Raw genomic sequence first — 21,631 nt, 5'->3', positions numbered from 1 at the left:
GGCCTCGGGCCAAATCGCAAGGCATCGCGTGCGCGGCCCCCCCGGGCCGCGCTCCGCTCGACACCGCCACCCCGCGCCGACGCCGCTTCAGTCCGGCGCCATCCCGTCCAGCACCGCCCGCGCCGCCCGCAGCCCCGGCGGCTCCGCCCCCCGGCCGAGCCGCTCCATGCAGAGCCGCATCGCCGCGCGCTGGCCGTCCGGCGCGTCCAGCACCTGCGACAGGGCCGCGGCGATCGGCTCCGGCCGGCACGCCGCCCCCAGGAATTCCGGCACCGTCCGGCTGCCCGCCACGAGGTTCACCAGCGTCACCGTGTCCGTCAGCAGCATCCGCCGCATCACCGCGCGGGTGAGCCAGTGCATGTCATAGGCGATCACCATCGGCGTCTCCGCCGCGGCCAGTTCCAGCGACACCGTCCCCGAAGCCGCCAGCGCCGCGTCCGCCGCCCGGAAGGCCGCCCGCTTGGCCGCGGCGAACCCCGCCCCGAGTTCCCGCGGGTCGAGCACGAGGGGCTTCACGGCCCAGCCCTCAACCGCCTCCTGCACCAGCCCCGCCACGGACCGGGCCGCCGGCAGCACCGCGCGCAGCCCGGGCCGGTCTGCCGTCATCCGCGCCAGCACCGGCCCCATCACCGGGGCCAGGCGCGAGACCTCGCCCCGGCGCGATCCCGGCAGCAGCAGCAGCAGCGGCGCGTCGCCCAGACCATGGGCGAGCCGGAAGGCCGCGGCCTCGGCCTCGGTGGCCTGCGGCTCGGTCACGACCGGGTGGCCGACGAAATCGCAGCGCACCCCGGCCCGTTCCAGGTAGGGCGGCTCGAAGGGAAAGAGCGCGAGGACCTGGTCGACCAGGCCCGCCATCTTGCCGGCCCGCTTCGGCCGCCAGGCCCAGACGGTCGGCGCCACGTAATGCACGATCCGCTGGTCCGAGGCCGCCTTCACGCCCTTGGCGACGCGCAGGCAGAAATCCGGGCTGTCGATGGTGACAAGCACGTCCGGCTTCGCCTCGAGCACCGCGGCGATGGTCTGGTTCAGACGCCGCTTCAGCGCGGGATAGCGCGGCAGGATCTCGGCCAGCCCCATCACCGAAAGCTCGTCCATCGGAAAGAGCGAGGTCATCCCCTCGCCCTCCATCAGCGGACCGCCGACGCCCTGGAACGCCACCTCCGGCACCAGCTCTTTCAGCCCGGCCATCAGCGCGCGGCCGAGCGCGTCGCCCGAGGGCTCTCCGGCGATGAGGAAGACCCGCATCAGACCGCCCGCGCCAGCACGAAGAGGCCCGCGGCCTCCGCCGCCGCGACGATGCCCGGGCGGTCGATCAGCAGCACCTGGCCCGCCGCGATGACGATCCCGGCAAGGCCCGCCCGCGCGGCGGCCTCCACCGTTCCGGGCCCGATCGCCGGCATGTCGACGCGCAGGTCTTGCCCGGCCTTCGGCAGCTTCACCAGCACGCCCGGCGCCTTCGGGCGTTTCGCGGGTTCCGTCGCCGTCACCCCGGCCAGCATCGCGTCGGTGCCCTGCAGCGTCTCGATCCCGAGGCAGAGCCCCCCGGCCACTACCGCCCCCTGCCCGAGGTCCAGAGGCGCCAGCGCGGCGAGGATCGCCGCAGCGCGGTCCGCATCGGCAAGCGCCGCCTTGTCGGGGGCGCGGCCCGCCAGCAGGCCCGGGGCGGCGGTCAGGTCCGGCACCACATCGTGCACCCCGACGACCCGCAGGCCGTGGCCCTCGAAGAAGCCGATCACCGCGCGCAGAAGCCCGTCGTCGCCCTGCTTGAGCGCCGCCATCAGCTTCGGTGCGAAGGCCATGGTCGTGAGGTCCAGCCGCTTCGCATCCAGCGGCGGACGGGCCAGGGCGCCTGCCATGACCAGCCGGTCGACGCCCGCGGCCTTCAGCGCCTTGATGACCGCGCCCATCTTCTCGAACCGTGCGGGCTGCCCCGAGGTGGGCGCGACCTCGGCCGCGACCCCTTCGAAGGTCACGACATGCACGTCGGGATTGGCGGCGACGACCAGCGCGGGAAGGTCGCCGCGAAAGGCCAGAAGGCCCAGCCGGCCCGGCATCAGCCGCGGCCCGGGGTCAGGAAGGAGCGGTCGCTCTCGGCGGTGATGAAATCGACGATCTGGCGGACATAGGCGCTCTCGGTCTCCTGACCGAGGCGGCGGGCGCGGTCCTGGAAGGTCCCCTCGCCCTGCGCCAGCATCTGGAAGGCGGCGCGGAGCGCGGTGATGTCGGACCGCGCCACGCCCTTGCGCTTCAGCCCGACCAGGTTCAGCCCGTCGAGTTCGCCGCGCGCCGCCTGCACGAGACCGTGCGGGATGACGTCGTTCGTCACCATGGTCACCGCGCCGATGATCGCGCCCTGCCCGATCCGCACCCATTGGTGCACGCCCGAGAGCCCGCCGACGATCACGTCGTCCTCCAGCACGCAATGCCCCGCGACCGAGGCGTGGTTCACGAGGATCACCCGGTCGCCGATCTGCACGTCATGCGCCACATGGCAGCCCGCCATGAAGAGCCCGTCGTCGCCGACACGGGTCACGCCGCCGCCGCCGTCGGTGCCGGTGTTCATGGTGACGTGTTCGCGAATCCGGTTGCGTCTGCCGATCACCAGCCGGGTCTTCTCGCCCCGGAACTTCAGGTCCTGGGGGATGCCGCCGATGACGGCGAAGGGATGGATCCGCGTCTCGTCGCCGATCTCGGTGTCGCCCTCGATCACCACGTGGCTCTGCAGCACGACGCCGGCGCCAAGCCGCGCCTGAGGTCCGACATGGCAGAACGGACCCACGACGCAGCCCGGACCGATCCCGGCCCCGTCCTCGATCACCGCCGAGGGATGGATGCGCGCCTCGGGACTTACCGCCATGCCATCACTCCCTGGGCAGGTCCATCATCGCGGTGAAATCGGCCTCGCAGGCCAGTTCTCCCTCGACCGTGGCGCGGCCCGAGAACTTCCAGACCTTGCCGCCGGGCTTGCCGCGCACCGTGGTCAGATGCATCTCGAGCACGTCGCCCGGGACCACCATGCGGCGGAACTTGCAGCTGTCGATGGCCATGAAATAGACCAGCATGTTCTTGTCTTCCATCCCGAGCGCCGCGCCCACCATCACGGCGGCGGTCTGTGCCATCGCCTCGACGATGGTGACGCCCGGCATGATCGGCTTGCCCGGGAAGTGGCCCTGGAAATGCGGCTCGTTCATGGTGACGTTCTTGATGCCGCGGGCGGAGTGGAAGCCCTCGATATCCTCGACCCGGTCCACCAGAAGGAACGGGTAGCGATGCGGGATGATCCGCTGGATCAGGGCGATATCCGCTCGGGTGGGCGCGTCGGTCATGGTCGGTCTTTCCTTTTCCCGCGCCGCTGCGGGCGCTGCTCGCCCGTCCCCTAGCAAGCCGGGCGCCGCCGGGCAAGCTTGCGCAGGGCGGGCTCAGTCGGAGGCGCCGGTCTCGTCCGTCTCTGGCCCAGGCCCCTCCGGCGCGTCCGCCGGGGCCTCGGCCGGGGCATCGGGCGCGGGGATGGCGGCCTCTCCGGCATCGCCCGTCGCGTTGAGGCGGTCGATCAGCAGCGTCGTGATGTTCACCCCTTCCGCACCAAGGAACACGTCCCGGGTCTCGAGGATCACCGCCGCGCCGCTTTCGCGCATGATCTGTTCCAGCACCGGGCGTGCGGCGGTCAGGAACTCCCGCCGACCGGCATCGCCCTGCTGGCCGAGCGCGCGGGCCTTGGCATCCTGCTCCGAGCGGATCCGGCGGACCTTTTCGTCGAAGGCGTCGGCGAGGGCGCGGAAGGCGTCCGCCTCCATCGCCTTGCGCTTCTCGGTGAGGGATTTCTCCTCCTCGATCAGTTCGGCCTCGATGCGCCGGTTCTCGGCCGCCAATTCCTTGGTGGCGTCCTCCATCCGGGTGGCGATGCGCTGGCCGAGATCTGAGCGCGCGAAGGCCTCTTCGCTGTCGATCAGCAGGATCGGGCTCTGGACGACTTCGGTCGCGTCCTGAGCGGCAAGCGGGGCCGACAGAGCCAGCCCCGCGCAGAGCGCCGCGATCCGCCAGACGGTCCGGCGCGGGAATCCCGCGCGTGCCATCGGGTCAGAACCGCGTGCTGATGGTCAGGTCGAATTCCTGCACTTCGTCGTAGGTCTCTTTCTTCAGAGCATGCGAGAAGTTGAAGCGCAGCGGCCCGATCGGCGTGTCCCAGAAGATCGAGAGGCCGACGACATGCCGCAGGTCCGGATCGTTCTGCACGACCGAGTTGCCGGCGGCGACGTTGGTGGCGCCGTCGATGCCCCAGACCGTGCCGACGTCGTAGAACACGCCGCCGCGGATGCCGTATTCCTCGGGCAGGCCAAGCGGGAATTCCGCCTCGAACTGCGCCGCGGCGAAGAACTTGCCGCCGAGCGCGTCGCTGGTGGTGCCGCCGTTGGTGGCGTTGTCGATCTCACGCGGGCCGAGCCCGTCGGGTTTGAAGCCGCGCAGGACACGGTTGCTCAGCAGGTAGCGGTCGGTGACGCGGGTGTCGTAATCCGAGAAGGTCGAGATCGCCCCGCCCTGCACCGTGGCGCGCAGGGTCACCTCTTCGTTCCAGACCTTGGTCTGGGCGATGGCGCGGGCCGAGCTCTTGACATAGGTCGCGTCCCCGCCAACGCCGGCGACATCCTGGCCGAAGCTCAGCAGCACGCCGGCGTTCGGGTTCAGGCCGGTCAGGCGGCTGTCGTAGGTGAATTCATAGCCGACCGCCGAGGTGAACAGCCCGCCGCGTGCCGCCTCGGCGGTGACGATGCCGCCCGCGACGCTGGAGTCGATCTGCATGTCGGTCCAGTTGAGCAGGTACTTGGCCTTGAACGTCGATTGTTCGGACAGCGGGAAGGTCAGCCCGGTCTCGAAATTGGCGTTCTGGGTGTCGTATTCCGAGTTCGCGTTGTCGGTCTCATAGTACCCGAGGTTCAGGCTGAAGGCGACGTCACGGCCAAGGAAGGCCGGTTCGATGAAGCCCGCCTGGTAGACCCGGCTTTCCGAGGCGCCCGAGAAGGACAGGTTCACGGTCTGGCCGCGGCCGAGGAAGTTGGTTTCCTTGAAGTTGGCCACGAGGCCGATGCCCGAGCTGGTCGAATAGGTGCCGCCGAAGGAGAGCGAGCCGGTCGGCGCCTCGTCCACGTCGACATCCACCACGACCTGCTGCGGCGTGGAGCCTTCGCGCGCCTGCACGTCGGCATTGCCGAAGTAGCCGAGCGCCCGGATCCGTTCCGCGCTCTCGCGGATTTCGCGGGGGTTGAACGGGTCGCCTTCGGCCACGTCGAACTGGCGCCGGATCACGCTGTCGAGCGTGGTCGTGTTGCCCTCGATGTCGATCCGCTCGACGAAGACGCGCGGGCCGCGGGTGAGCTTGAAGTTCACGTCGAGCGTCAGGGCGCGGTCGTTGCGCGAGATCTCGGGTTCGACCCGCAGGAAATCGAGCCCCTGCTGGATCGCCAGACGCTCCATCCGGGCGATCGTGTTCTCGACATCCGTCGGCGAGAAGTAGGCGCCGCTGCGCACGCGGATCACGTCCTGGAACGCCTGCGCGTCCGCTTCCGGCACTTCGGAGGACGTGGTGATGTTGCCGAACCGGAAGCGCTGCCCCTCGACCAGGTTGAAGGTCAGGAAATAGCCGTCCCGTTCCCGCGCCAGCTGCGCCTGCACCGAGTTGATGCGGAAATCGACATAACCGCGCGAGAGGTAGAAGTCCCGCAGCACCTGGCGGTCGAAGGCGATACGATCCTCGGAATAGGTGTCGCGCTGGATGATCTGGCGCAGGAAGCCCGCCTGTTTCGATTCCACCACGCGGCGCAGACGGGAATCCGAGAACGCCTTGTTGCCGACGAAGCTCACGCGTTCGAGCTCGACGATGTCGCCCTCGAAGATCTCGAAAACCAGGTCGACGCGGCCATTGCCGCGGCGGATGACCTTGGGCGTGACGCGGGCCGCGACACGGCCGGTCTGGGAATAGGCCTCGGCGATGGCCTGGGCATCCGCCTCGGCCTGGTTCGCGCTGTAGACGTAGCGCGAGCGCGAGCCGATCGTGTTCGCCAGCGTCTCGTCATCGACGCGGCGGTTGCCCTCGAAGGTGATGCGGTTGACCGTCGGGAATTCCACCACGGTGATGCGGAGCGTGCTGCCGCTGGGTTCCAGGGCCACCGACTCGAACAATCCGGATTCGTTGATCCGCTGATAGGCCGAGTTCAGCTGCGCCGCGCTCACCGGCTGGCCGCGGGGAATCGCGGCATAGGAGAGGATGGTGCCGGAATCGACCCGCTGGTTGCCGGCGACGGTGACCGACGAGAAGCTGTAGGTCTGCGCGTCGGCGGCGGTGCCGAAGGCCGTGAACAAAAGGGAAAAAACGAATATCCAGGAGGCCAGGATGACACGAAGACGGCCTTGGACGGCCGGGCCAAATGGCGCTGCACGGTGGTTCGACTGCATATCCTGTCCCGCTCTTTTATCTTGTCGGAGTCGTGGTATCCACTATGCATGATGTTGTCAAAACAGCAAAACGCACAACCGTATTTAGGTCGTGCGTCGCAGAATTTCCGACAGGGTATCGCGCTCGCCGCAGGTCCCGCCCGGCCCCGGACGGCGCCTTGGGGTCAGCCCAGGACGTGGCCCGCGAAGGCGCCCAGCACGAGCGCGACCGAGATCGCGGTGACATAGACGATCCGGTCCCAGTTGAGGGCGAAAAGAAGGGTCAGGCTGTGATAGCCGCTCTGGATCGCGTCCGACATGTCTTGTCCGTTACCGTTTACCGTGGCGTGTTTTGATTGCACGGCAGAGTCTCGGAGGAATACGGCGGGAATCGGCGCACGAATGTGACCGAAAAATGGCGTTTGTGGCGCTTCTTCGCGGTGGCCCCGTGACGCTTCCGGAGCGTCAGGGGCAGAAGATGTCGTTCGTCAGCGCGAAGACCATCACCGACAGCACCAGCGTCAGCCCGGCCGCCATCAGCACCCGCAGCGCGAAATCCGACGGCGGGCGGCCGACCACGGCCTCGTAGGCGTAGAAGACAAGGTGGCCGCCGTCGAGCACCGGGACCGGGAAGAGGTTCAGCAGGCCCACGGCCGTCGACAGCGCGGCGACGAACCAGATGAAGCTCTCGGCCCCCTGGCTTGCCATGGCGCCCGAGGTCTGCGCGATGCCGATCGGGCCGGTCATGTTGCAGGTCGAGATCGCGCCGGTGATCATGTGCCAGAGCCCCGAGATCGAGCCGGTCATGATGCGGTAGGTCTGCAAGACACCGTCACCGATCGCCTCGAAGGGGCCGATCACCTCGGTCGCCGGTTCGAAGGCGAGCCCGCCGACGATGCCGATCCGCCACTTGGTCGCGAAGCCGCCGCCGGGCTGCGGCTCATCCACGCGGCGGGGCGCCAGCACGAAATCGAGCGTCTCGCCGGTGCTCGGCCGGAAGACCTTCAGCTTGATCGGCGCGCCGTCGGCGCCCTCCACATGGGTCTTGAGCTGGTCGAAGGCGCTGACCTCGTCCTCGTTCACGGCGACGATCACGTCCCCGGTCTCGAGCCCGATGTCGTAGGCCGCGGATTGCGGCGCAAGCTGCGAGATCAGCGGCGGGTAGAGGTTCGGTCCGGTCACCTGAAGCACCTCGCCGTCGCGCCGGACGGTGTAGTCGAGCACACGTGCCTGCGGGATGGCGCTCGAGAATTCGTTCATCGCCTCGGCATCCGAGAAGGCCGGAACCTCCTGCCCCTCGACCGCGAGGACCTCGTCGCCCTCCTGCAACTCGAAGATCATGTCGGGTAGCGGGCGCATCTCGCCCACGGTCAGCGGTTCGGCGACCTGTCCGCGGACCATGATGATCGCCGCGAAGACGATGATCGAAAGCGCGAAGTTGAAGGCCGGCCCCGCGACCACGGTGGCCGCCCGCGCCCAGAGCGGCGCGCCGTGCATGGTCCGGCGGCGCTCGGTCTCGGTCATCGCGCGCACCACGTCCCCGTCCTTGCCGGAGGCCGCGTCGCTGTCGCCCAGGAACCGGACGTAGCCGCCGAACGGCAGCGCGGCGACCTGCCAGCGCGTGCCGCGGCTGTCGACGCGCGAGAAGAGGACCGGCCCGAAGCCCAGCGAGAAGACCTCGGCATGGATGCCCGACCAGCGGCCCACGATGTAATGTCCGTATTCGTGGATCGCCACGATGATCGACAGGGCCACGACGAAAGCGATGAGGGTCATCGCGAACCCGCCGAACTCGGGCAGAAATGCCATGCTTGAATCCCTTCCGTCTCTAATTCGTCCTGCCGAGGATATACTCACCGGCCCAGTGACGCGCCATCGCATCTGCGTGAAGGATGGTATCCAGCGTCATTTCCGCATCAATCAGGCCCGCCTCGCGCTCGGCCCGGTCGAGCACCGCGGCCACGGTGTCGGCCATCGCCATGAAGGGCAGCTTGCCGTCGATGAAGGCGTCGAGCGCGCGCTCCTTGGCCGCGTTGAAGACCGCGCCCGAGAGCCCGCCCCGCGCCATCACCTGCCGCGCGAGCGCGAGCGCGGGATAACGCGTGTCGTCGGGGCGGCGAAAGGTCAGCGCGCCGATCTCGGCCAGGTCGAGCCGGGCCACCGGCAGCGCTGCCCGTTCGGGCCAGTTCAGCGCGTAGCCGATGGCATGGCGCATGTCGGCCGCGCCCAGATGCGCCATCAGCGCGCCGTCGGTATGGCCGACGAGGGCATGGATCAGGCTTTCGGGATGCAGCAGCACCTCGATCTTCTCGGGCGGCAGGCCGAAGAACTCCTTCGCCTCGATCACCTCGAGCGCCTTGTTGAACATCGAGGCGCTGTCGATGGTGATCCGCTGGCCCATCGACCAGTTCGGGTGGGTCGCGGCCTCTTCCGGCGTGGCATGGGCCAGCCGCTCGAGCGGCCAGTCCCGGAACGCGCCGCCCGAGGCGGTGAGGATCAGCCGCTCGACCTGCGCCGGATCCTCGCCCGCGAGGCACTGGAAGGCGGCGGAATGTTCGCTGTCGACCGGCAGGATCGTGGCGCCCGAGGCCGCGGCCTCGGCCATGACGAGCGGCCCGGCGGCCACCAGCGTCTCCTTGTTGGCCAGCGCCAGCGTCGCGCCCTGCCCGATCGCCGCCAGCCCCGGTTCGAGCCCGGCGGCGCCGATGATCGCGCTCATCACCCAGTCGGCGGGGCGGGCGGCGGCCTCGCAGAGCGCCCCTGCCCCGGCGGCCACCTCGATCCCCGTGCCCGCCAGCGCGGCGCGCAGCGCGTCGAGGCAGTCGTCATGTGCGGTCACGGCGAGCCTGGCGCCAAGCCGCCGCGCATCCTCGGCCAGCTGCGCGACGTTGCGCCCGCCGGTCAGCGCCACGACCTCGAACCGCGCCGGATCCCGGGCGATGAGGTCAATGGTGCTCTGCCCGACCGAGCCGGTTGCCCCGAGGATCGTGATGCGCCGCATGGCTGTCCTATCCAAGCCCCGGCGGGAAGCCCACCACCGGCCCTGCGAGCAGCAGGAAGACCGACCCGCCGAGCATGCCGTCGAACCGGTCGAGCAGACCGCCATGCCCGGGAATGAGCGAGGAGCTGTCCTTCACGCCCACCTTCCGCTTCACGGCGCTTTCCGCCATGTCGCCCATCTGGGAGGCCATGGAGACCGCCACCGAAACGCCCGCGACCATGGCGCCCGCGTCCGAGATGCCGCCGAAGATCAGCCCGACGACCGCCGCGCCGACCCAGCCCGCGATCGTGCCGGACCACGTCTTCTTGGGCGAGACGCGCGGCCAGAACTTCGGCCCGCCGATCAGCCGGCCGGCGAAATAGCCCATCACGTCGGTCACGACGACGACGGCGACCAGCCAGAGCAGCCAGCCGAAGCCCAGATCGTCGCGGATGTTCACCATGCCGAAGGCGGCGATCAGGATCAGCGCGCAATAGGCCATGAAGATCGAGCGTTTGCTGGGCACCAGAGAGATCGAGACCATGGAGGGCGCCAGCAGCAGCGGAAGCGCGGCGAACGGCGGCAGGTAGATCGCGAGCGCGAGGCAGCCCCCCGCGATCCCGCCCATCTGGAGCGCGACACCGGGCCGCGCCGGCACGATCATCCGCGCCAGTTCCCACACCATGCCCGCGCCGATCAGCGCGGCGCCGATCCGGAACCAGTGCCCGCCCGCCCAGATCAGCAGGGCGCCGACGAGCACCATCGCGAGGCCCGACAGGAGGCGTGGCCAGAGATCGCCCCAGTTGCGGCCCGGGCTGGAAGGCGCCTGCTCGACCATGTCAGACCTTCACCCCGCCGTAGCGCCGTTCGCGCCCGGCGTAGCTCTTGACGAGGTTGGCAAAAATGTCGCGGGTGAAATCGGGCCAGAGCGTCTCGATGAATTCGTATTCGGCATAGGCCGACTGCCAGAGCAGGAAGTTCGAGATCCGCGCCTCGCCGCTGGTCCGGATCACGAGGTCCGGGTCCGGCAGCACGCAGGTGTCGAGGTAGCGCGGCAGGGTTTCCTCGTTCACCGCGGCGGGATCGAGCCGTCCGGCCGCGACGTCCTCGGCCAGGCGCTTGGTGGCGCGCGCCACCTCGTCCCGGCCGCCGTAGTTCATCGCGATGGTGAGGTTCGTGCCCTGGCAGGTCGAGGTCGTCTCTTCCAGCTCGTCCATCAGGTTCTGCAGCTTCTTGTCCAGCCCCGGCCGGTCGCCGATGAAGCGCACCCGCACGTCGTGGTCGCGCAGGCCCCGCGCCTCGCGCCGGATATAGGTGCGGAAGAGGCTCATCAGCCCGGCCACCTCGCGCTGCGTGCGCTTCCAGTTCTCGGTCGAGAAGGCGAAGATCGTCAGGTAGTCGACGCCGAGATCGGGACAGGCCTCGACCACCTCGCGCACGCGCTTGGCGCCCGCGTGGTGCCCGAAGAGGCGCGGCTGGCCGCGACGCTCGGCCCAGCGTCCGTTGCCGTCCATGATGATGGCGACGTGGCTCGGGCCGGCCTTCGGTTCTCTGGCATCATCGGGCAAGGCTGTCTCCTCCCGTCACGCGGGTCAGACCTGCATGATCTCGGCTTGCTTGGTCTCCAGCGCCTTGTCGACGGCGCCGATATAGCGGTTGGTCAGTTCCTGGACCTCGGTTTCCCAGAGCTTCACGTCGTCTTCCGACATGCCGGCGGCCTTGGCCTTCTTGATCTGGTCCATGCCGTCGCGGCGCACGTTGCGGATCGCGACCCGGCCGTGTTCGGCATATTGCGCGGCGACCTTCGTCAGCTCCCGGCGGCGTTCCTCGTTCAGTTCGGGGATCGGCAGCATGATGATCGTGCCGTTCATCTGGGGATTGATCCCCAGCCCGCTTTCGCGGATCGCCTTTTCGACCTTGTTGACCAGGCCCTTGTCCCAGACGTTGATCGTCACCATGCGCGGTTCGGGCACGTTCACCGTGCCGACCTGGTTGATCGGGGTCGGCTGGCCGTAGGCGTCCACCATCACCGGCTCCAGCATCGCGGCCGAGGCCCGCCCGGTCCTGAGCGAGGCGAACTCGGTCCGGAGCGAGGCCATGGCCCCTTCCATCCGCCGTTCCAGATCGTCGGTGTCGATGTCGAATTCTTCGTCAGCCATGTGTGTCACCCGTGGTCTTGCTGTCCCGTCTGCGCGGGTTCTGCCCTCTTATCGCGCGGTGCCGCGACTGTATAGCTCAGCCGTGCACCCGCGTATAGGTGCCTTCCCCCGCCAGTATGGTGCGGAAGCCGCCCGGTTCATCCAGCGAGAAGACGATGATCGGCATGGAATTGTCCCGCGCCAGCGCGATCGCGCTCGCGTCCATCACCTTGAGGTATTCCGTCAGCACCTGGTCGTAGGTGATCGTGTCGTAGCGCTTGGCGTCCGGATGGTGCTTGGGGTCCTTGTCGTAGACGCCGTCCACCTGCTTGCCCATGAAGATCGCCTCGCAGGCCATCTCGGACGCGCGCAGCGTCGCCGCGGTGTCGGTGGTGAAATAGGGGTTTCCGGTGCCGGCCGCGAAGATCACGATCCGCTTCTTCTCGAGATGGCGGACGGCGCGGCGGCGGATGTAGGGCTCGCAGACCTGGTCCATCGGGATCGCGCTGACCACGCGGGTATGGATCTTCAGCGTCTCGAGCGCGGATTGCATGGCGAGCGCGTTCATCACGGTGCCCAGCATGCCCATGTAATCGGCGGTTGTCCGCTCCATCCCCTGCGCAGAGCCCGAGAGCCCGCGGAAGATGTTGCCGCCGCCGATCACCATGCAGACCTCGACGCCCATGTCGTGGACCGACTTCACCTCGCGGGCGATCCGCTCCACCGTCGGCGGATGCAGCCCGTATTGCTGGTCCCCCATCAGGGCCTCGCCCGAGATTTTCAGAAGCACGCGGCGGAACGTCGCCTTGGGGGTCTCGGTTTCGGCCATGTTGCGCTCCGTCGCTGGGGGGGTCTAGGATCGCGCGCAAACTGTCCGAAAACGCCGTCCGGTTCAATGCTCCATCGCCGCCTGTCGCGGTGTCTGGCCGAACGCCCCTGAAAATGCGCGCGAACCCTTGGTTTTCCTGCCTTCCGACCTTGACCCCGACCGCCCCGTCCTGATCGCGGGCCCGACCGCCTCGGGCAAATCCGCCCTGGCGATCGCCATCGCCGAACGCGACGGCGGAGTCGTGGTGAACGCCGACGCGAGCCAGGTCTTCGCCAACTGGCGCGTGCTCACCGCCCGGCCTTCCGCCGCCGAGGAGGCCCGCGTGCCGCACCGCCTGTTCGGGCATGTCCCCGGCGACGCGGCCTATTCGGTCGGGCATTGGCTGCGCGAGGTCGCGCCGCTGCTCGGGGGCGCCCGGCCGATCATCGTGGGCGGGACGGGGCTTTATTTCACCGCGCTCACCGAGGGGCTGGCGGAGATCCCCGAGACCCCGGCCGAGGTGCGGGCCGAGGCCGACGCCCTGCGCAGGGACGGCGGCGTCGATGCGCTGCTCGGCGCGATCGACGCGGAGACGCTCTCGCGGATCGACCGGCAGAACCCGATGCGGGTGCAGCGGGCGTGGGAGGTGCAGCGCGCCACCGGACGGGGCCTTGCCGCCTGGCAGGACGCCACGCCCCCGCCGTTGCTGCCGCTGGAGCGGGCGCAGCCGCTGCTTGTCGAGGCCGGGAAGGACTGGCTCAACGACCGGATCGCCCGCCGGTTCGACGCGATGCTGGCCGAGGGCGCGCTGGAGGAGGCACGCGCCAACCTGCCCGGCTGGGACCCCGCCCTGCCCTCCTCCCGCGCGATCGGCGCGCCCGAGCTGATCGCGCACCTGCGCGGCGAGATGACGCGCGAGGAGGCGCGTGCGGCCGCCACCATCGCCACCCGGCAATATGCGAAGCGCCAGCGGACGTGGTTCCGGGCCCGGATGAAGGCCTGGAGGCCGCTTCCGGCCGTGACCTAAGGGCACTTTACCGATTCGAACCGACGGGGTAGCCTGCGGCGATTGAGGCCACCCCGGGCTCACCAGATTTCGGACAATGCCCATTTCAATCCCCACGTCGCGCCCGTATCTCTCCTCGCTCGGCCAGCTGGCCCGGGGCGGCGCATGGCGCCTGACCCTGCCACATTCGCACGATCACGACCTCTTCGTCTGGACCACGCGGGGCCAGGGCATCGTCCATGTTACCGGGCGGCGCCGCGGGCTGGGCGTGCACAACGCGCTGCTGGTGCCCGCCGGCGCGATGATCGCGATCGACCTCGGCAAGCAGGGCTTCGCACAGGCCATGACGGTGCCGGCCGGGACCGTCGCGGGCTTCCCGCGCGAGCCGGTGCTGCTGCGGGTGCGCGACGTGCAGATGCAGGGCGAGATCACCAACCTGCTCGAAGCGCTCCTGCGCGAGCAGAGCACCGAACGTCCCCTGACGGCCGAGGCCGCGCAGGCCCATGCCGCGCTGATCTCGGTCTGGTTCCGCCGCACCCGCGATGCCGTTCCGGAGCGCGACCCCTCGCCCACGGCCGCCGAACGGCTGGCTGCCGCCTTCACCGAACTGGCCGAGCGGCACCATGCCTCGGGGCGCCCGATGGCCGATTACGCCGAGATGCTGGGCGTCACGCCGACCCACCTGACACGGGTCTGCCGCCACTGCGCGGGCCTGACGGCCGCGGCCATGCTGAGCGCGCGTGTCCTGCACGCCGCCCGTTGCGGGCTGGCCGACACGACCGAGCCCGTGTCCGAGATCGCGGGCCGCCTCGGCTTCTCCAGCCCCGCCTACTTTTCCCGGTTCGTGCACCACCACACCGGGCGCAGCCCGACCGAGCTTCGCCGCGCCGCAACCACCGGGAAGTGACGGAGTTTCCCGCAATTTATGTTGCATGCGGACCGGGTGTCGCTTTTGTCTGGTGAAGACGTCGCAAATGCGCCTCCGATTGCGGAACGGGAAGATTGACGCAAGGGGAGCCTCCGTGCGGAAATGCATGCGACGGCGCGGGTGCCGCGCCCCCCATAGACCCGGGCAAACGGGCGACAGACGACCAACGGACCACCGTGTCACAGGGAGAACAAGATGACGCAGATGACGACCGAGGGGCGGATCCATCCGGCCGCCCAGATGTACGCGAGAGAGTTCCGCGAGGGCAAACTCGACCGCCGCGAATTCCTCGCCCGCGCCTCGGCGCTCGGGGTGGCGACACCCGCGATCTACGCGCTCGGCGGCCTCGCCCAGCCGGCCCTGGCGCAGGAAGAGCCCCAGATGGGCGGCACCCTGCGCGTCCAGATGGAATGCAAGGCGCTGAAGGACCCGCGGAACTACGACTGGTCGCAGATGGCCAACTTCTCGCGCGGGTGGCTCGAATACCTCGTCCAGTACAACGCCGACGGCACCTTCGAGGGGCGCCTGCTGGAAAGCTGGGAGACCAACGAGGACGCCACCGAATACACGCTGAAGGTCCGCGAGGGCGTGACCTGGAACAACGGCGATCCCTTCACCGCCGATGACGTGATCTTCAACATCAGGCGCTGGTGCGAAAGCGGGGTCGAGGGGAATTCGATGGCCGGCCGTCTCGCGACGCTGGCCGACGAGGACACCGGCAACGCGCGGGAGGATGCGATCGAGAAGGTGGACGATTACACGGTCAAGCTGACCTGCTCGGCCCCGGACATCGCGATCATCCCGAATTTCGCCGATTACCCCGCGCAGGTCGTCCATCCCTCCTATTCCGGAGAGGACCCGTCCGAGAACCCGATCGGCACCGGGCCCTTCCTGCCGGAAGAGAACAATCCCGGCGTCAACCAGGTGCTGGTGAAGAACACCGACCACGACTGGTGGGGCGGCGAGGCCTATCTCGACCGGATCGAGTTCATCGACTTCGGCACCGACATGGCCGCATGGGTCGCGGCCGCGGACGCCGACGAGGTCGACATGACCTACCAGTCCACCGGCGAATTCGTCGAGGTGCTGGACGCGATCGGATGGACCAGGTCCGAGGTCGTCACCGCCGCCACGCTCTGCGTCCGCTTCAACCAGGACAACGCGCCCTACGGCGACGTCAACGTCCGCAAGGCGCTCCAGCGCGCGACCGACAATGCCGTCGTGCTCGAACTGGGCTATTCCGGCCTCGGCACCGTGGCCGAGAACTTCCACGTCTGCCCGATCCACCCCGAATACGCCGAGATCGAGACGCCCGAGCCTTCCGTCGAAGAGGCGCAGCGCCTGCTCGAGGAGGCCGGCCACACCGACACCGAGTTCGAGCTGATCTCGATCGACGATGAATGGCAGTCGGCCACCTGCGATGCGGTCGCCGCCCAGTGCCGCGACGCCGGCATCAACGTGAGGCGGACGATCCTGCCCGGCTCGACCTTCTGGAACGACTGGCTGACCTATCCGTGGTCGGCGACCGAATGGAACATGCGCCCGCTCGGCGTGCAGATCCTCGCGCTGGCCTACCGTTCGGGCGTGGCCTGGAACGAGACCGCCTTCAGCAACGAGACGTTCGACGCGAAGCTGGCCGAGGCGATGTCCATCGCCGATGCCGAGCAGCGGTCGCAGATCATGGCCGAAATCGAGAAGATCATGATCGACGAGGGCGTGGTCATCCAGCCCTACTGGCGCTCGCTCTTCCGCCATTACAAGGACACAGTGCACGGCGCCGAGATGCATCCGACCTTCGAGATGCATCACTACAAGTGGTGGATCGAAAGCTGACGCCCGGTGCCGGGGCCGCCTGCGCAGCGGCCCCGGACCATATCCAGCACCGTGCCGAGCGACAGAGCCGCAAGGGCCAGGCGCGCGGGGCCAGACGGGGATGCATGAATGGTCTTTTTCCTCTTGCGGAGGACCGGGACGATGATCCTGACGGCGCTCTGCCTCAGCTTCATCGTCTTCTTCCTGACCAATCTCGAACCGAACCTCGAGAAGGTCGCGAAATACGAAGGCAACAGCCGGATGAGCGACCAGGAGGTCGAGAACTGGCTGAGCAACAACGGCTTCGCACAGCCCCTCGCGATCCGCTACGGCGAATGGCTGGGTGCCTGGCCCGGCTGGACGCGCGAAGATGCCGATGGCCAGACCGTCGCCGGGCGCTGCATCCCGGCGGGCACCGATCCGGCCGAGGCGCCCTCCTATTGCGGCATCCTGCAGGGCGAATGGGGCGAGAGCCGGGTCTTCCGCGAGGAGGTGAGCTCGATCATCTCCACCCGGCTGGCGCTGACCGGCAAGCTGATGTTCTGGGTGATGCTGCTGATGGTGCCCTCGGCGCTGATCCTGGGCGTTCTGGCGGGGATGCGCGAAGGGTCGCGCACCGACCGCACCCTCTCCACCTTCTCGATCGCCACCACCGCGACACCGGAATACGTCTCGGGCGTGATCCTGATCGCGGTCTTCGCCTCTTCCACGGTGGGCCTGAAATGGTTCAAGGGCACCGCCACCAGCGCCATGAACGACGCCACCTTCGAGAACTTCTTCCTGCCGGTCCTGACGATCTCGCTCTACGGCATGGGCTACATCGCCCGGATGACCCGCGCCGCGATGGCCGAGGTGATGACCGCGCAATACATCCGCACCGCCCGGCTCAAGGGCGTGGCCTTCCCGAACATCGTGATGAAACACGCGCTCCGGAACGCCCTCATCGCGCCCTTCACGGTCATCATGCTCCAGTTTCCCTGGCTGCTGAACGGCGTGGTGATCGTCGAGACGCTCTTCAACTACAAGGGCTTCGGCTGGGCGCTGGTGCAGGCGGCGGGCAACAACGACATCGACCTCCTGCTCGGCATCTCGGTCGTGTCGGTCTTCGTCGTCCTCGTGACGCAGCTGATCTCCGACATCGGCTACGTCTATCTTAACCCCCGCATCCGCATCTCGTGAGGAGGCCCTGATGGAACCGCTGTCCTGGACCGGCCTTCTCGGCCCCGTGCTGAACCCGATCCTTCTCGCCGCGCTCGCGGTGCTGGCGCTCTCGCTCATCGCCACGCTGATCCTCGGCCTCCTGCCCGCCCCGGCCCCGGTGGCCCAGGCCGACGGCACCCTGGCCGGGCGCCGCGGCCCGGCCGACTGGTCCCGGCTGGTGATGCAGGGCGCGCTCTGGGCGATCCTGGCCATCGTGGTGATCTATCTCGGCGCGGGCATCGTGATCCCGGGGATCGAGAACAAGGGCATCATCGGCGCCGTCTCGGCCCGCTTCCTGCCGGTCTGGATCGCACTCATCGTCACCTTCGCGCTCTCGATCACCTTCAAGCGGCGGCTCGGCCTCTACGGCAAGCTGTTCGACAACCCGATCGGGATGGCGGGCTTCGGCCTCGTCATGTTCTGGATCTTCACCGCGCTCTTCGCCGGGCTCTTCGACATGATCACCACCCATGGCGCGCTCGACGTGGCGTCGGGCATGAAGAACAAGGCCCCGGGCACGCCGCTGAACGGCGCGGAGCCCGGAGACTACCCCTATTACCTGCTCGGCGGCGACACCCTCGCCCGCGACGTCTTCAGCCGGATGGTCGCGGGCAGCTTCGTGGTGATCCGCATCGCGCCGCTCGCCACGCTCTTCGCCTTCATGGTCGGCATCACGCTGGGCCTGCCCGCGGGCTACGTGGGCGGGCGGCTCGACACGCTCCTGTCGTTCCTCGCCAACCTCATCCTCGCCTTCCCGGTGATCCTGCTCTTCTACCTGCTGGTCACGCCCGAGATCGTCGAGACCGGGATCCCCTCCTACCTCGCGGTGGTGCTCTTCCTCTTCCCGCTGATCTTCCTCACGGTGCTGATCAACGCGCGCTACTTCACCGATCCGCGCAAACGCACGATCATCCTCGCATTGGTGCTGATCCCGCTCGGCTGGCTCTATCTCTCGCTCGTCTCGGACCGGGACACGCCGGTCAATGTCCTGCCCGCCGGGCTCGACCTCTTCGACATCCCCGGCGGCATCCTCGTCGTTTTCGTCTCCGTCGTCTTCGTGAACGCCCCCACGGTCTTCCGGATCGTCCGGGGCCTCGCGATGGACATCAAGACCCGCGATTACGTCGCCGCCGCCCAGACCCGCGGCGAAGGCCCCTGGTACATCATGCTGTGGGAGATCCTGCCCAATGCCCGCGGCCCGCTGATCGTCGATTTCTGCCTGCGCATCGGCTACACGACGATCCTCCTCGGCACGCTCGGCTTCTTCGGCCTCGGCCTGCCGCCCGACAGCCCCGACTGGGGGACCACGATCAACGCCGGCCGCAAGCTCCTGTCGATCTACCCGCACGCCGCCATCGTCCCCGCCCTCGCCCTCCTCAGCCTCGTCCTCGGCCTGAACCTCATGGCGGACGGGCTGCGCGAGGAAAGCCTGAAGGACTAGCGCGATGCCCGGCCTGCTTCCTCTTGCCGAAAATATCCCGGGGGAGTCGCGGGCCACGGCCCGCGACGGGGGCAGCGCCCCCTCCCGAAGGAAATCGCGTGCGCGGGCCCTGGCCCGCGCGCCGCTGGATCGGACCTCCCCGGAAGGAGAACGCCATGGATGAGCAGCCCTGCGACGGCCCGATCCTCGAGATCGACAATCTCTCGATCTCCTTCTTCACCCGCCTGCGCGAGATCCCGGCGGTGATGGATTTCTCCTGCGTCGTGCACCCCGGCGAGGCGGTCGGCCTCGTGGGCGAGTCGGGCTGCGGCAAGTCCACCGTCGCGCTCGGCGTGATGCAGGATCTCGGCAGGAACGGCCGCATCACCGGCGGCACGATCCGCTTCAAGGGGCGCGACCTCTCGACCCTGTCGCAGGCCGAGCTGCGCCAGATCCGCGGCAACGAGATCGCGATGATCTACCAGGAGCCGATGGCCTCGCTGAACCCGGCGATGAAGATCGGCCGCCAGCTCGTCGAAGTGCCGATGATCCACGAGGGCATCTCGCAGAAAGAGGCCCGCGCCCGCGCCCTGCAGGTCGTCACCGACGTCAAGCTGCCCGATCCGAAGCGCATCCTCGACGCCTATCCGCACCAGCTCTCGGGCGGGCAGCAGCAGCGCATCGTCATCGCCATGGCGCTGATGTCGAAACCCGCCCTGCTGATCCTCGACGAACCCACCACCGCGCTCGACGTCACCGTCGAGGCCGCGATCGTCGACCTGGTGAAGGAGCTCGGCGCGAAATACGGCACCTCGATGCTCTTCATCTCGCACAACCTCGGCCTCGTGCTCGAGACCTGCAATTCGCTCTGCGTGATGTATTCCGGAGAGGCGGTGGAGCGCGGCTCGATCGAGGACGTCTTCGACCGGATGCGTCACCCCTATACCCAGGCGCTCTTCCGCTCGATCCCGCTGCCGGGCGCCGACAAGACAGTGCGGCCGCTGAAGGCGATCCCGGGCAACTTCCCCCTGCCCCACGAACGCCCGCCCGGCTGCAACTTCGGCCCGCGCTGCGAGCACTTCCAGGCCGGGCGCTGCGACGCGCAGGCGATCCCGATGGTCCCGATCGCGGGCGACGAGGCGCACACGACCCGCTGCCTCCGCGTCGAGGAGATCGACTGGGACGCTCCCCTCGTCGCCACCGACGCGCGCGAAAGGGCGCAGTCCGGCGACGTGGTCCTGCGCATCGACGATCTGAGGAAGTATTACGAGGTCGCGGCCGGGGCCTTCTCGGGCTCGGGCGGCACGAAGGTCGTGAAGGCGAACGAGACACTCTCCTTCGAGGCGCACGAATCCGAGACGCTGGCCATCGTCGGCGAGTCGGGCTGCGGCAAATCCACCTTCGCCAAGGTGCTGATGGGGCTGGAGACGGCGACCGCGGGCAGGATCATCCTCGACAACCGCGAGATCCAGGACATTCCCATCGAGCGGCGCGACACCAAGACCGTCGCCGATGTCCAGATGGTGTTCCAGAACCCGTTCGACACGCTCAACCCCTCGATGACCGTGGGGCGCCAGATCATCCGGGCGCTCGAGATCTTCAGGATCGGCCGGAGCGACGCGGAGCGGCGCGACCGGATGCTGACGCTGCTCGACCTCGTGAAGCTGCCGCGCGCCTTCGCCGACCGGATGCCGCGCCAGCTCTCCGGCGGGCAGAAGCAGCGCGTCGGCATCGCCCGCGCCTTCGCGGGCGGCGCGCGGATCGTGGTTGCGGACGAACCCGTCTCGGCGCTCGACGTCAGCGTGCAGGCGGCGGTGACGGACCTGCTGATGGACATCCAGCGCGAGGAGAAGACGACGCTGCTCTTCATCTCGCACGACCTGTCCATCGTGCGCTACCTGAGCGACCGTGTGATGGTCATGTACCTCGGCCACGTGGTCGAACTGGGCACCACGGACGAGGTCTTCGCGCCGCCCTACCACCCCTATACCGAAGCGCTGCTCTCGGCGGTGCCGATTGCCGATACCAGTGTGCAGAAGAGGCACATCGTGCTCGAGGGCGACATCCCCTCGGCGATGAATCCGCCGCCGGGCTGTCCGTTCCAGACGCGCTGCCGGTGGAAGGGTCAGGTGCCCGGCAATCTCTGCGAGATCGAGGTCCCGCCCATCCAGCGCTTCGGGGATCACCAGATCAAGTGCCACCTCTCGGACGTGAAATTCGCCGAGATGGAGCCGGTCATCAAGGTCGCCGCCGAATGACCGCTGCCCGGAATGCAGCGAGCCCGCCGCGCTTCACGCGCGACGGGCCCTGGCTTTCCAGTCGGAACCGGGGGTCAACGGTCTTCCTGGATCGCGTCGGCGGTCGGTTCGGGCAGATCGGCCATCCGGTCGGTCACGCCGCTGGCGAAGGCCATGACCATCGCCCGGTAGTAATCGGCTTCCGACGGTGCGACGACGATCACACCGGCCGGCGCGTCGCCCGCCGTCGCCTTCACCTCGATCGGGAAGGTCCCGGACGCCTGATCGGCGCCGTCGAAGGTGTAGGTCACGATGCCGGTCATCTCGTTGAACTCGCCTGCGGGGCCCATGGCCGCGTCGTCGAGCTCGATCGACGTCACCTTGACGTCGATGTTGAAGCCGCGGCTGCCGCCGGTCTGCGGGTTTTCAACCTCGGCCCAGATCGCCTTCTCGAGGTCCTCGTTGAAGGCGGGGTAGAAGTTGGTCACATCCGACACCGCGACGCCGTCGAGGTCGGTCGCGACCTCTACGCCCGAGACGGGGAACGGACGGTCGAGGGAGAACCCGGGGACGGCGGAGACGAGGGTCAGGGCAATGGCTGCGGTTGCGGTTTTCAGCATTGGTACGCTCGCTTGACATAAGTGGCCGCCTGCCGCGTTCAGTCGCGATTTATGGC

The 21,631-nt window shown here is 68.5% G+C and carries 20 protein-coding genes; 6 read left to right on the top strand and 14 right to left on the bottom strand.

Annotated features, from left to right (window positions below):
• Positions 1 to 87: 87 nt before the first annotated feature.
• The 13 genes from lpxB to pyrH all read right to left on the bottom strand — a co-directional run bounded on the left by lpxB (position 88) and on the right by pyrH (position 12,373).
• On the bottom strand, positions 88 to 1,245 hold the full coding sequence (gene lpxB, locus Q344_RS0105100) for a lipid-A-disaccharide synthase (protein ID WP_028285734.1): 1,158 nt from the start codon (positions 1,243 to 1,245) through the stop codon (positions 88 to 90).
• Positions 1,245 to 2,054 (bottom strand): LpxI family protein, encoded by an 810-nt coding sequence (locus tag Q344_RS0105095; protein WP_028285733.1) that lies wholly within the window; start codon positions 2,052 to 2,054, stop codon positions 1,245 to 1,247. The genes lpxB and Q344_RS0105095 overlap by 1 nt, the downstream gene beginning before the upstream one ends.
• The gene (lpxA, locus tag Q344_RS0105090) at positions 2,054 to 2,857 is read right to left on the bottom strand and encodes an acyl-ACP--UDP-N-acetylglucosamine O-acyltransferase (RefSeq protein WP_028285732.1); all 804 of its coding nucleotides are present in this window, start codon (positions 2,855 to 2,857) and stop codon (positions 2,054 to 2,056) included. The genes Q344_RS0105095 and lpxA overlap by 1 nt, the downstream gene beginning before the upstream one ends.
• Before the next feature lie 4 nt (positions 2,858 to 2,861).
• Positions 2,862 to 3,326, bottom strand: a complete 465-nt coding sequence (gene fabZ, locus Q344_RS0105085; RefSeq protein WP_028285731.1) for a 3-hydroxyacyl-ACP dehydratase FabZ — start codon at positions 3,324 to 3,326, stop codon at positions 2,862 to 2,864.
• A 93-nt stretch (positions 3,327 to 3,419) separates the two neighbouring features.
• The gene (locus Q344_RS23120; protein ID WP_051630281.1) at positions 3,420 to 4,073 is read right to left on the bottom strand and encodes an OmpH/Skp family outer membrane protein; all 654 of its coding nucleotides are present in this window, start codon (positions 4,071 to 4,073) and stop codon (positions 3,420 to 3,422) included.
• A 4-nt stretch (positions 4,074 to 4,077) separates the two neighbouring features.
• On the bottom strand, positions 4,078 to 6,354 hold the full coding sequence (bamA, locus tag Q344_RS0105075; protein ID WP_028285730.1) for an outer membrane protein assembly factor BamA: 2,277 nt from the start codon (positions 6,352 to 6,354) through the stop codon (positions 4,078 to 4,080).
• A 257-nt stretch (positions 6,355 to 6,611) separates the two neighbouring features.
• Entirely contained in the window at positions 6,612 to 6,746 is a 135-nt protein-coding gene (locus Q344_RS26675) for a hypothetical protein (RefSeq protein ID WP_268238611.1), read from the bottom strand.
• 145 nt (positions 6,747 to 6,891) lie between these two features.
• The gene (gene rseP, locus Q344_RS0105065; protein WP_028285729.1) at positions 6,892 to 8,235 is read right to left on the bottom strand and encodes an RIP metalloprotease RseP; all 1,344 of its coding nucleotides are present in this window, start codon (positions 8,233 to 8,235) and stop codon (positions 6,892 to 6,894) included.
• A 19-nt stretch (positions 8,236 to 8,254) separates the two neighbouring features.
• On the bottom strand, positions 8,255 to 9,427 hold the full coding sequence (gene dxr, locus Q344_RS0105060; protein ID WP_028285728.1) for a 1-deoxy-D-xylulose-5-phosphate reductoisomerase: 1,173 nt from the start codon (positions 9,425 to 9,427) through the stop codon (positions 8,255 to 8,257).
• Between the two features lie 7 nt (positions 9,428 to 9,434).
• Entirely contained in the window at positions 9,435 to 10,244 is an 810-nt protein-coding gene (locus Q344_RS0105055) for a phosphatidate cytidylyltransferase (protein ID WP_028285727.1), read from the bottom strand.
• A 1-nt stretch (position 10,245) separates the two neighbouring features.
• Entirely contained in the window at positions 10,246 to 10,974 is a 729-nt protein-coding gene (uppS, locus tag Q344_RS0105050; protein ID WP_028285726.1) for a polyprenyl diphosphate synthase, read from the bottom strand.
• A gap of 24 nt (positions 10,975 to 10,998) precedes the next feature.
• The gene (gene frr / locus Q344_RS0105045) at positions 10,999 to 11,565 is read right to left on the bottom strand and encodes a ribosome recycling factor (protein WP_028285725.1); all 567 of its coding nucleotides are present in this window, start codon (positions 11,563 to 11,565) and stop codon (positions 10,999 to 11,001) included.
• 76 nt (positions 11,566 to 11,641) lie between these two features.
• A complete protein-coding gene (gene pyrH, locus Q344_RS0105040; protein WP_028285724.1) occupies positions 11,642 to 12,373 on the bottom strand; it encodes a UMP kinase in 732 nt (243 codons plus the stop codon).
• A 127-nt stretch (positions 12,374 to 12,500) separates the two neighbouring features.
• Here pyrH and miaA point away from each other — a divergent pair, with 127 nt between their 5' ends.
• From miaA to Q344_RS0105010, 6 genes are all read left to right on the top strand, one after another.
• The gene (gene miaA, locus Q344_RS0105035) at positions 12,501 to 13,379 is read left to right on the top strand and encodes a tRNA (adenosine(37)-N6)-dimethylallyltransferase MiaA (protein ID WP_028285723.1); all 879 of its coding nucleotides are present in this window, start codon (positions 12,501 to 12,503) and stop codon (positions 13,377 to 13,379) included.
• Between the two features lie 76 nt (positions 13,380 to 13,455).
• Complete coding sequence (locus Q344_RS0105030; RefSeq protein ID WP_036538338.1) at positions 13,456 to 14,265, top strand: AraC family transcriptional regulator; 810 nt, start codon at positions 13,456 to 13,458, stop codon at positions 14,263 to 14,265.
• Positions 14,266 to 14,490: 225 nt separating this feature from the next.
• Entirely contained in the window at positions 14,491 to 16,119 is a 1,629-nt protein-coding gene (locus Q344_RS0105025; protein WP_036538750.1) for an ABC transporter substrate-binding protein, read from the top strand.
• 108 nt (positions 16,120 to 16,227) lie between these two features.
• The gene (locus Q344_RS0105020) at positions 16,228 to 17,277 is read left to right on the top strand and encodes an ABC transporter permease (protein ID WP_028285720.1); all 1,050 of its coding nucleotides are present in this window, start codon (positions 16,228 to 16,230) and stop codon (positions 17,275 to 17,277) included.
• Positions 17,278 to 17,287: 10 nt separating this feature from the next.
• Positions 17,288 to 18,739, top strand: coding sequence for an ABC transporter permease (locus Q344_RS0105015; RefSeq protein ID WP_028285719.1), 1,452 nt, complete (start codon positions 17,288 to 17,290; stop codon positions 18,737 to 18,739).
• 155 nt (positions 18,740 to 18,894) lie between these two features.
• A complete protein-coding gene (locus tag Q344_RS0105010; protein ID WP_028285718.1) occupies positions 18,895 to 20,976 on the top strand; it encodes a dipeptide ABC transporter ATP-binding protein in 2,082 nt (693 codons plus the stop codon).
• A gap of 74 nt (positions 20,977 to 21,050) precedes the next feature.
• On the opposite strand, the gene Q344_RS0105005 is transcribed toward Q344_RS0105010, so the two are convergent.
• Positions 21,051 to 21,575: a hypothetical protein gene (locus Q344_RS0105005; RefSeq protein ID WP_028285717.1), complete on the bottom strand. Its 525-nt coding sequence runs from the start codon at positions 21,573 to 21,575 to the stop codon at positions 21,051 to 21,053.
• Positions 21,576 to 21,631 lie beyond the last annotated feature (56 nt).

This window comes from Pseudooceanicola nanhaiensis DSM 18065 (assembly GCF_000688295.1).
GTDB classification, from domain to species: Bacteria; Pseudomonadota; Alphaproteobacteria; order Rhodobacterales; family Rhodobacteraceae; genus Pseudooceanicola; species Pseudooceanicola nanhaiensis.
Note: the sequence above shows the minus strand (reverse complement) of the source record. Positions and strands in the feature narration are given on the sequence as shown.

Coding starts and splice junctions, on each gene's coding strand:
- lpxB (WP_028285734.1), bottom strand. CDS start 1,245: ATGCGGGTCTTCCTCATCGCCGGAGAGCCCTCGGGCGACGCGCTCGGC.
- Q344_RS0105095 (WP_028285733.1), bottom strand. CDS start 2,054: ATGCCGGGCCGGCTGGGCCTTCTGGCCTTTCGCGGCGACCTTCCCGCG.
- lpxA (WP_028285732.1), bottom strand. CDS start 2,857: ATGGCGGTAAGTCCCGAGGCGCGCATCCATCCCTCGGCGGTGATCGAG.
- fabZ (WP_028285731.1), bottom strand. CDS start 3,326: ATGACCGACGCGCCCACCCGAGCGGATATCGCCCTGATCCAGCGGATC.
- Q344_RS23120 (WP_051630281.1), bottom strand. CDS start 4,073: ATGGCACGCGCGGGATTCCCGCGCCGGACCGTCTGGCGGATCGCGGCG.
- Q344_RS26675 (WP_268238611.1), bottom strand. CDS start 6,746: ATGTCGGACGCGATCCAGAGCGGCTATCACAGCCTGACCCTTCTTTTC.
- rseP (WP_028285729.1), bottom strand. CDS start 8,235: ATGGCATTTCTGCCCGAGTTCGGCGGGTTCGCGATGACCCTCATCGCT.
- dxr (WP_028285728.1), bottom strand. CDS start 9,427: ATGCGGCGCATCACGATCCTCGGGGCAACCGGCTCGGTCGGGCAGAGC.
- Q344_RS0105055 (WP_028285727.1), bottom strand. CDS start 10,244: ATGGTCGAGCAGGCGCCTTCCAGCCCGGGCCGCAACTGGGGCGATCTC.
- frr (WP_028285725.1), bottom strand. CDS start 11,565: ATGGCTGACGAAGAATTCGACATCGACACCGACGATCTGGAACGGCGG.
- pyrH (WP_028285724.1), bottom strand. CDS start 12,373: ATGGCCGAAACCGAGACCCCCAAGGCGACGTTCCGCCGCGTGCTTCTG.
- Q344_RS0105030 (WP_036538338.1), top strand. CDS start 13,456: ATGCCCATTTCAATCCCCACGTCGCGCCCGTATCTCTCCTCGCTCGGC.
- Q344_RS0105025 (WP_036538750.1), top strand. CDS start 14,491: ATGACGACCGAGGGGCGGATCCATCCGGCCGCCCAGATGTACGCGAGA.
- Q344_RS0105020 (WP_028285720.1), top strand. CDS start 16,228: ATGGTCTTTTTCCTCTTGCGGAGGACCGGGACGATGATCCTGACGGCG.
- Q344_RS0105015 (WP_028285719.1), top strand. CDS start 17,288: ATGGAACCGCTGTCCTGGACCGGCCTTCTCGGCCCCGTGCTGAACCCG.
- Q344_RS0105010 (WP_028285718.1), top strand. CDS start 18,895: ATGGATGAGCAGCCCTGCGACGGCCCGATCCTCGAGATCGACAATCTC.
- Q344_RS0105005 (WP_028285717.1), bottom strand. CDS start 21,575: ATGCTGAAAACCGCAACCGCAGCCATTGCCCTGACCCTCGTCTCCGCC.